At 70.8% G+C, this 8,271-nt stretch carries 9 protein-coding genes and 1 tRNA gene; 3 read left to right on the top strand and 7 right to left on the bottom strand.

All coding sequences use genetic code 11. The annotated features are described in order from the left end of the window. Nucleotides 1-54: 54 nt before the first annotated feature. Nucleotides 55-867, top strand: a complete 813-nt coding sequence (locus tag E1266_RS32880; protein ID WP_243719179.1) for a MauE/DoxX family redox-associated membrane protein — start codon at nt 55-57, stop codon at nt 865-867. 260 nt (nt 868-1,127) lie between these two features. Here E1266_RS32880 and E1266_RS32885 read toward each other — a convergent pair whose 3' ends face one another. Continuing rightward, nucleotides 1,128-2,321, bottom strand: coding sequence for an ATP-binding protein (locus E1266_RS32885; RefSeq protein WP_132053788.1), 1,194 nt, complete (start codon nt 2,319-2,321; stop codon nt 1,128-1,130). 461 nt (nt 2,322-2,782) lie between these two features. After that, nucleotides 2,783-3,793: a pirin family protein gene (locus E1266_RS32890; protein ID WP_132053790.1), complete on the bottom strand. Its 1,011-nt coding sequence runs from the start codon at nt 3,791-3,793 to the stop codon at nt 2,783-2,785. 164 nt (nt 3,794-3,957) lie between these two features. Between E1266_RS32890 and E1266_RS32895 the strand changes: the two genes are divergently transcribed. Continuing rightward, nucleotides 3,958-4,419, top strand: coding sequence for a MarR family transcriptional regulator (locus E1266_RS32895; RefSeq protein ID WP_132053792.1), 462 nt, complete (start codon nt 3,958-3,960; stop codon nt 4,417-4,419). A 9-nt stretch (nt 4,420-4,428) separates the two neighbouring features. Here the strand turns inward: E1266_RS32895 and E1266_RS32900 are convergent, their stop codons facing one another. Then, nucleotides 4,429-4,851 (bottom strand): hypothetical protein, encoded by a 423-nt coding sequence (locus E1266_RS32900; RefSeq protein WP_132053794.1) that lies wholly within the window; start codon nt 4,849-4,851, stop codon nt 4,429-4,431. Between the two features lie 161 nt (nt 4,852-5,012). On the opposite strand from E1266_RS32900, the gene E1266_RS32905 reads away from it, so the two are divergent. Beyond that, nucleotides 5,013-5,762, top strand: a complete 750-nt coding sequence (locus E1266_RS32905) for a M15 family metallopeptidase (RefSeq protein ID WP_132053796.1) — start codon at nt 5,013-5,015, stop codon at nt 5,760-5,762. A 27-nt stretch (nt 5,763-5,789) separates the two neighbouring features. Here E1266_RS32905 and E1266_RS38450 read toward each other — a convergent pair whose 3' ends face one another. The 4 genes from E1266_RS38450 to E1266_RS39695 form a co-directional block, all read right to left on the bottom strand. Next, nucleotides 5,790-5,954, bottom strand: a complete 165-nt coding sequence (locus tag E1266_RS38450) for a hypothetical protein (RefSeq protein ID WP_165966300.1) — start codon at nt 5,952-5,954, stop codon at nt 5,790-5,792. Nucleotides 5,955-6,028: 74 nt separating this feature from the next. Then, nucleotides 6,029-6,117: transfer RNA gene (locus E1266_RS32910), tRNA-Ser, on the bottom strand. A gap of 89 nt (nt 6,118-6,206) precedes the next feature. Next, the gene (locus tag E1266_RS32915; protein ID WP_132053798.1) at nt 6,207-6,575 is read right to left on the bottom strand and encodes a signal peptidase I; all 369 of its coding nucleotides are present in this window, start codon (nt 6,573-6,575) and stop codon (nt 6,207-6,209) included. 24 nt (nt 6,576-6,599) lie between these two features. Next, nucleotides 6,600-8,258 carry a MinD/ParA family protein gene (locus E1266_RS39695; RefSeq protein ID WP_243719181.1) on the bottom strand — a complete coding sequence of 553 codons (1,659 nt, stop codon included), beginning with the start codon at nt 8,256-8,258 and terminating at the stop codon, nt 6,600-6,602. Nucleotides 8,259-8,271: the final 13 nt, after the last annotated feature.

Below are 8,271 nucleotides of genomic sequence, written 5' to 3' on the forward strand. Positions count from 1 at the left end.
GGGCGGGGTTTCGGGGGGCGCAGTGGCATGGTGACGGCGTTTCAGAATTCGCAGGTGGTGTTGCTCGCGGCGGTGCTGCTGGCGGCGTGCTTAGCGAAGTTGCTGGTGCGGGAGCAGGCGGTGGAGGCGCCTGACCATGTGCACGGCGTGCCGGTGCCGGCGGCGATCGCGCGGTTGTCGGCGTTGCGTGACAGCCGGGGGATGACGGTCGGGCTCGGGGTCGGTGAGGGGCTGCTCGGGCTGGCGCTGCTGATGACGTCGCATCCGTCGGTGCGTCTCGCGACTGCGGTGGCGTTCGCCGCCGCGACCTGGGTGGTCAGCGAGCTGCGGGTCGGGCGGCCGGACGCCGGGTGCGGCTGCTTCGGCGGGCTGAGCGGGCGGAGGGTCGGGCGGCGGAGCGTGTTGCGGGCGGTGCTGTTCACCTGCGCCGCCATCGCCTCGCTGCAGGCGCCGCTCGCCGGCCTGGACGTGCTGCGGGACGTCGAGGTGCTCGTCGGGCTGGTGCTCGCGGTGGAGCTCGCGTTGTTCGCGGCGCTGTCGCCGGAGCTGTCGGCGCTGCTCGGCCGCCGGGGGCTGCCGCCCGGCCATGGACGTCCGGTGATGCCGTGCGAGCGGCGGCGGAGCCCGATCGAGGAGACGTACGCGACGCTGTACGAGAGCGCGGCCTGGGTGGAGCACGAGAACGTCGTCACTAGCGCCCTGCCCCTGGACGTGTGGCGGGAGGGCTGCTGGCGGTTCCTCGCCTTCCCGGCGCGTGTCGACGACCGGGAGATGGAGGTCGTGTTCGCCGTGTCCACCGCCGAACGCGGCCGGACCGTCCGGGCGGCGCTGGTGGCTCCGGAGAAGAGCCTCTCTCCCGCTCTCTAGCCGATTCTTGGACACGTCCAATAGCCGCGTATGAAGTCCTGGGCGTGCGGGCGCTCGTCTTTACTCTCTAGCCGTGTCTTCGGGGGAGGCTAGAAAGGCTTATAGAGGTGCAGAGGCGCGTGAGGAGAATCTACGGCTCTCTAGGGGTGTTGCTAGAGAGCCGAATATTTTGCGGACGAGGCCGGTCGATGCGGCTTTCTATTGCTCTCTAGCGGCTGGGCTAGAGAGCCTGATAGGGCGGTATCGGCGGGGCGACTTGGTCAGGCGGGTTGGGAGCGGAGGAACTTGCCGAAGTGCGGGACGGTGAAGGCGACCATGCCGCGTTCGGCGCTGTAGATGAGGCCCTTCTTGATGAGGCCGTCGCGGGCGGGTGACAGGCTCGACGGCTTGCGGCCGAGTTCGTCCGCGACCGATGCGGTGGGCACCGGGTCGTCGCCGAGCATGGCCATCGCGCGCATGTAGTCGCGCTCGGCCGGGGTGGCGCGCTCGTAGCGGCTGCCGAAGAAGCCGACCGCGAGTTCGGTCTCCGCCTCCGGGGCGGCGACCTTGATGTCGTCGGCGGTGATCGGGGTGTCGGGTGCCACGTCCCACACGACCTTCGCGTACGCCTGGACGAAGTACGGGTAGCCGTCGGCCGCGCCGTACAGCGCGTCGAGGGCCTCCTCGGTGAAGGTGACCTCCTCCCGTTCGGCGGGCGCGAGCAGGGCGTGGTCGGCCGACTCACGGTCGAGCCGGTCGATGCGGGCGTAGCGGAACAGGCGCTCGGAGTAGGACTTGCTGGCCGACAGGACGGCCGGCAGGTGCGGCAGCCCGGCGCCCACCACGATCAGCGGGCCACCGACCTGCGACAGCTCGTGGCAAGCGGCGCACAGCGCGGACACGTCGTCGGCGGGGATGTCCTGCATCTCGTCCACGAAGAGGGCGATCCCGACGCCGACGTCCGTGGCGACGGACGCCGCGTCCACGAACAGCTCGGTCAGGTCGATCTCCAGGTCGCCGGAGTCGGCGCGGCCGCGCGAGGCGGGCACGTCGATGCCGGGCTGCCAGCGGTGCACGCGGGCCTTCCCTTTGCCGGACGGCTCCGGCCCCGCCTGCGCGAACGCCTTGAGCACGCCGAGGAACTCCTCGATGCGGTCGGGCGCGCGGTGCCGGGGCGCCAGCTCCCGCACCGCGCGGTGCAGCGCCGAGGCGACGGGACGGCGGATCGACTGGTCGGGCCGGGCCTCGATCTTCCCGGTGCCCCACAGCCGCTGTATCGCCATCGACCGGAACGCGTTGAGCAGCACGGTCTTGCCCACCCCGCGCAGCCCGGTGACGATCATGCTGCGCTCGGGACGGCCGCGGGCGACCCGCTCGATCACCACCTCGAACTGCTTCAGCTCGCGGTCGCGGCCGGCCAGCTCCGGAGGCCGCTGCCCGGCTCCGGGGGCGTAGGGGTTGCGCACGGGGTCCACGCTCTCGGACTCTATGAGGCGATATAGCTGGGGCCGTAGATTTGCGTAGAAACCGCTACGGCGTGTCGCGTGCCCGCGCGGCGCCCTGCAGCGTGCGGCACCGTCCGGGCCCCTCGTGACGACCGTCGCCACCCCGTCACCTCCCCGGCCGAGCGTTCAGGTCGGTCGAACCTGTGTTCGACTACTCGAACACAGTAGCGCATGGGAGACCGCCGTCACACCGGAAGCGCGCTTATTTGCATCGCCCTTGGCGGTCGGGCCCTGGAGGGCCTTCCCTTCGGCGGACAATGCGTGCGATCGCTGCATCGCTCCGGCTCGCCCTGGGGGCTCGCTGCGCGATCAGGCTTCTTGCTTCGCTCGAAACCTGCCTTCGGACGCGATCGCGACGGTTCGGGTCGGCGCGTGGTCGCGGTGGGACCGGTGCGAGATTCAAGAAGCCTGATCGCGCAGCTAGGCGAGGGTCACGCGAGCGGTTCGTCCTGTTCGGATCGGTGGGGGACCTTCTCCGCGGGGACGGTTCCCATGCGGCCGGCCTGGAAGTCCTCGAAGGCCTGGACGATCTCCTCGCGGGTGTTCATCACGAACGGGCCGTACCGGGCGATCGGCTCCCGGATCGGGAGGCCGCCCAGCACGAGGACCTCCCAGCCGTTCGCGCCGGCGACCGGCTGGCTCTCGGCGGCGCGGACGACGATGCCGTCCCCGGTCCCCTTGTTGTGCGAGCCACCGAAGACCGCGAGCTGCCCCTCGTCCAGCGCGATCTCCTCGACGCCGGCGGTGCCGCGTCCCGAGAGGACGTAGACCAGAGCGTTGAACTCGCGCGGCCAGGGCAGGGCGAGGCGCGCACCGGGGGCGACCGTCGCGTGCAGGTAGTTGATAGGCGTGTAGGTCACGCCCGGCCCGTCGTACCCAGCGAGCGACCCGGCGATGACGCGGACGATGGACGACCCGTCGTCGGCGGCCAGGAGCTTGACGTCGCGGGCCTCGATGTCCTGGTAGCGGGGCGGGACCCACTTCTGCGCGCGGGGAAGGTTGACCCACAGCTGGATGCCGTGGAACAGGCCGCCCTTGGCCACCAGTTCGGGCGGCGGCTGCTCGATGTGCTGGATCCCGGACGCCGCCGTCATCCACTGCGTGGCGCCGTCCGAGATGAGACCGCCGCCTCCGGTGGTGTCCTGGTGCTGGAACGCGCCGTCGATGATGTACGTGACGGTCTCGAACCCGCGGTGCGGGTGCCACGGGGTGCCCTTCGCCTCGCCCGGCGCGTACTCGACGGCGCCCATGTGGTCGAGGAGCAGGAATGGGTCGGCCAGGGCGAGGTCCGTGCCCGGGAAGGGGCGCCTGACCTGGAAGCCCTCTCCCTCCAGGTGGCGCTGCGCGGTCACGACCTTCGCGACGCGGCGCCAGCCGGTCTCGGACTCGGACAGCAGCGGCAGGCGGGGCAGGGTCAGCGGATCGGCCATCACGGCGGGCATGGGGTGCTCCCCTCGGTCGGGTGCCCGTCCACCACGGACGGTGCGGTGCCCGGGCAACCTAGTTGATGATTCAACTATTCCCGCGGACGGAGGCCGCGGCTCCTGCTACCGTTAAGGTAGCCAGCATTAGTTGAATGTTCAACCTGTGCCGTATACTGACCGGCATGAGCGAACCACGCTGGCTCGATGCCGCCCAGCAACGCGATTGGCGGGCGTACGTGGACGGCAGCGTCCGGCTCACCGAGGTCATGGACCGGGACCTGAAGGCCAAGCACGGGCTGTCCGTCTCCGAGTACGAGATCCTCGTCCGGCTGTCCGAGGCGCCCGAGCGGCGGCTGCGCATGGCGGAACTGGCCGAGAACGCCAGCCAGTCGCGCAGCCGGCTGTCGCACACCTGCTCCCGCCTGGAGTCCAAGGGCCTGGTGCAGCGCGACAACTGCCCCAACGACAAGCGCGGCGTCTTCGCGGTGCTGACCGACGAGGGCTACGCCGCCCTCGAACGCGCCGCCCGCGACCACGTCGAGACGGTCCGGACGTTCTTCATCGACGTCATCCAGCCCGAGGACCTCGAAGCCGTCGGACGCGCCTTCTCCCTCGTCCTCAAGCGCGTCGGCCCCTCCACCTGAGCCCTCCCCCTACAGCGGGGCGGTGACCCCGGTGAGGAAGCCGACGGACACCAGGGTCAGGAACACCCAGGCGAGCATCATGCCTATGCCGAACGTCCGCCACCGCCCGCCCACCTTCCAGACGAGCAGTCCGCCCAGGCCGAACGCCAGGACGAGCAGTGTGATGAACTGCGGCATCAAACTCGGCCGCTGGCTCATCATCAGCGGCGCCCACATCATGACCGCGTCCACGAACAAGAAGATGCCGAAGCCGGCCGCGAGCGACCGGACGTCCTGGCCGAGGAACGCACGGGCGCGTTCCGCGAGCACCTGCGCCCTGTCCGCGGGCAGCCGCGGATGTGCCTGTGCCGCCTGTTCGACCTCCACATTGTGCGCCACGGCGAAGATCTCGTCTTCGAGGCTAGGGAGGTCCCTCTCCTGAGGTTCCGCCATCCCGCTCCCTTGGGCCGGAGGCCGCCGGACGACATGCCCGGCGGACCGATGCGGCTCACGGCCCGTCCGTCCCGGCCTCTTTCCGGCGGGCGCGCATTCAAACGCAACGTCGTGGATCGAGGGTGTCACACCCAGGCCGCCGAACGTGCCATCCTTGAAAGATGCCAGGTAGAAGGCCGATTCGCAGCGCCGCGGCGGTCGCCGCGCTGATCGCCGCGACGTCCGCCGCGGCCGCGTGCGGCGGCGGCGACACCGACGAGCCGACGTCCTCCGCGACACCGCCCACCGCGACCGCGCCGACCGGGACCCCGTCGGGCACGCCGTCGGCGGCGCCGACCGAGCAGGGCTTCCAGGCCGAGGTCAAGAAGGTGACCAGAGGCGACCTCCCCCATTCCTGGCGCCCGGGCTGCCCGGTACCGGTGTCCGGACTGCGGATGATCGAGATGACCTACTGGGGCATGGACGACAAGCCGCACACCGGGGGGCGGCTCGTCGTCAACGCCAAGGCCGCCAAGGACCTCGTCGGCGTGTTCCGGAAGCTGTTCGACGACAAGTACCCCATCGAACGCATGGAGCCGGTCGACAAGTACAAGGGCAGCGACTTCGACTCGATCGAGGCCAACAACACCTCCGCCTTCAACTGCCGCCGCGCCACCGGGTCGAGCTCCTTCTCCCAGCACGCCTACGGCCTGGCCATCGACATCAACCCGTGCCAGAACCCCTACGTGTACGCGGACGGACGCATCGCCCACCCGGACTGCACGAAGTACAAGAACCGCAACCGCAAGGCCCCCGGCATGATCCACGCCGGCGACAAGGTCGTCAGGGCGTTCGACTCCATCGGCTGGGGTTGGGGCGGCGAATGGAGCGGCGCGAAGGACTACCAGCACTTCAGCAGCAACGGCAGGTAGCCGGGCCGCACGCCCCGCCGCCCCGGGTCACATCATCATGAGGGCGACCGCGAGGATCGCGACGACGGCGACCACGGCCACGATGCCGACGATCAGGCCGATGTTCGGCCCGGACTTCTGCGGCTGCGCCTGGTTGGCGAAGTTCTGGAACTGGTGGGTCGTGCCTGCCGGATCATTGGGTGTCTGCGACATGCCGAAGAGGGTAACGGATACCCAACAGGGCGGTCTGTCCGTTTCTACACAGACAGACCGCGTTCCGGATCGAGCGGAGAGTGTGGGATTCGAACCCACGAGGACTGTCCCCAGCCCTGGGCGCTTTCAAGGCGCCTGCACTAGTCCACTATGCGAACTCTCCCGGTGACCGCCTTCGCCGGCGGTCCACGCCCACGATAGCGGCCCCGCACCACGCCTTCGACCGCTTAACGCACGACCGAACGCACGCCGTCACGGCCCGGCCGGGACGGCGTAGCCGGGGATCGACGGCCAGCGCACGGTCATGACGATCGACTCCTCCTCGGCCTGCCACGAGTGGTCGACGCCACGTCCCCAGACCACGTAGTCGCCCTGCTCGGACAGGACCACGTCCCCCTCCGGGAACTCCAGCCGGAACCGGCCGCTGATCAGCACGAGCAGCGCGGTGCGCCGCTCGCCCTCCGTCCACTCGCCGCGGCGCTCGCCCTTCTGGTGCACGCCCCACTTGATCTCGACCTCGTCGCTGTGCCGGAGGTCGCCGGCGGGCTTGAAGTGGCCGAGGAGCCAGCCCCGGTCGGCGGCGGCGTCCGGGCCCGCCTTCCCCACGTACACACCGTCCACAGGACGTGACCGTACCGCCGGAGATCAGGACTCGGTGGGACGTTGGAAGGCGAAGCCGTCGCCGACGACGGCGGCGAGGTACAGGTACGCCTCCCGCGTCGCGGGGGCGAGCTGCTCCAGCTCGACCTCGGCCCCCTCCTCCAGGTGGTCGTCGTACGGGATGCGGACGACGGCGCGGCAGCGGCTCTCGAAGTGCGCCTGGAGCTTGTCGAGGTCGACCTGGCTGCGGGTGCGGTTGCGGACCATCGACAGCACGACCACGCCGTTGCGGACGAGGTGCCCGTGGTCGTGCGCCTCCAGCCAGTCCAGGGTGGCGCTCGCGGAGCGGGCGCCGTCCACCGACGGGGAGCTGACCAGGACCAGCTGGTCGGCGAGGCTCAGCACGCCCGCCATCGCCGAATGCAGCAGCCCGGTCCCGCAGTCGGTGATGCAGACCGAGTAGTACTGCTCCAGGACGACCGCGACGGCCGCGTAGTCTTCGGCGCTGAACGCCTCGCTGACCGCCGGGTCCCGGTCGGACGCGAGGATCTCCAGCCGCGCCTCGTTCTGCGAGGTGAAGCCGCGCACGTCGGCGTACCGGTGGATCTGGTCCCGGTTGTTGAGCAGGTCCCGGACGGTCGCGGCCGTCTCCAGCCGCACCTTGTCCGACAGCGTCCCGCGGTCGGGGTTGGCGTCCACCGCTATGACGCGGTCGCCGCGCAGCGACCCGAGCATCGAGCCGAGCCCGGTGGTGGTGGTCGTCTTGCCCACGCCGCCCTTCAGGGACATGACGGCGACCCGGTGGTGCCCGCCCGCGACAACGGTGCGCGCCCTGGCGATCAGGTCCTTGCGGCGCAGCTCGTTCTGCGACTCGCCGGGGTGGATGCCGCCCGCGGTCGCCTTGTAGACGGCGCGCCGCCATCCCGAGGACGGGGCGATGCGCCGCTCGCCGAGCAGGTTCTCGGAGCTGAGGCTGTCGGCGTTCTGCGGCTGCTGCGGGCCGGGATGGCCGGGCGCCGGCTGCATCATCTGGTTGAGCGCGGGCGGGTACCCGTACCCCTGCACGGGCTGCCCCGTATTGGGGTCGATGGGCGGGTACGGCTGGCCCGTGTTCGGGTCGATCTGCTGGTACTGCTGGGCCGCCGCGTTCGGGTCCGGCGCGTACGGCTGACCGGTGTTCGGGTCGACGGGCTGGTACTGCCCCGCCGCGTTCGGGATCGGCGCATAGGGCTGACCCGTGTTCGGGTCGACCGGGTACGGCTGACCGGCGGCGTTGGGGTCCGGCGCGTACGGCTGGCCCGTGTTGGGATCGACGGGCTGATACTGCCCCGCCGCATTCTGATCCTGCGCGTACGGCTGGCCGGTGTTCGGGTCGACCGGCTGGTACTGGCCGCCCGCGGCGTTCGGGTCCGGCGCGTACGGCTGACCGGTATTGGGGTCGACCGGCTGGTACTGCTGAGGCCCCGCGTTGGGGTCCGGCGCGTAGGGCTGGCCGGTGTTCGGGTCGACCGGCTGGTACTGCCCGCCCGCGGCGTTCGGGTCCTGGGGGAAGGGCTGGGCCGTGGTGGGGTCCGCGGGGGTGTACTGCGTGGTGGCGTTCGGGTCCGGCTGGACCGGACGGCCGGTGGCCGGGTCGATCGGGACGTAGGGCTGGCCGGACGCGTCGGTGTCCTGGGGGAAGGGCTGGCCCGTGGCGGGGTCGATCGGCTGGTACGGC

The organism is Actinomadura sp. 7K534 (assembly GCF_004348575.1).
Classification (GTDB): domain Bacteria; phylum Actinomycetota; class Actinomycetes; order Streptosporangiales; family Streptosporangiaceae; genus Spirillospora; species Spirillospora livida.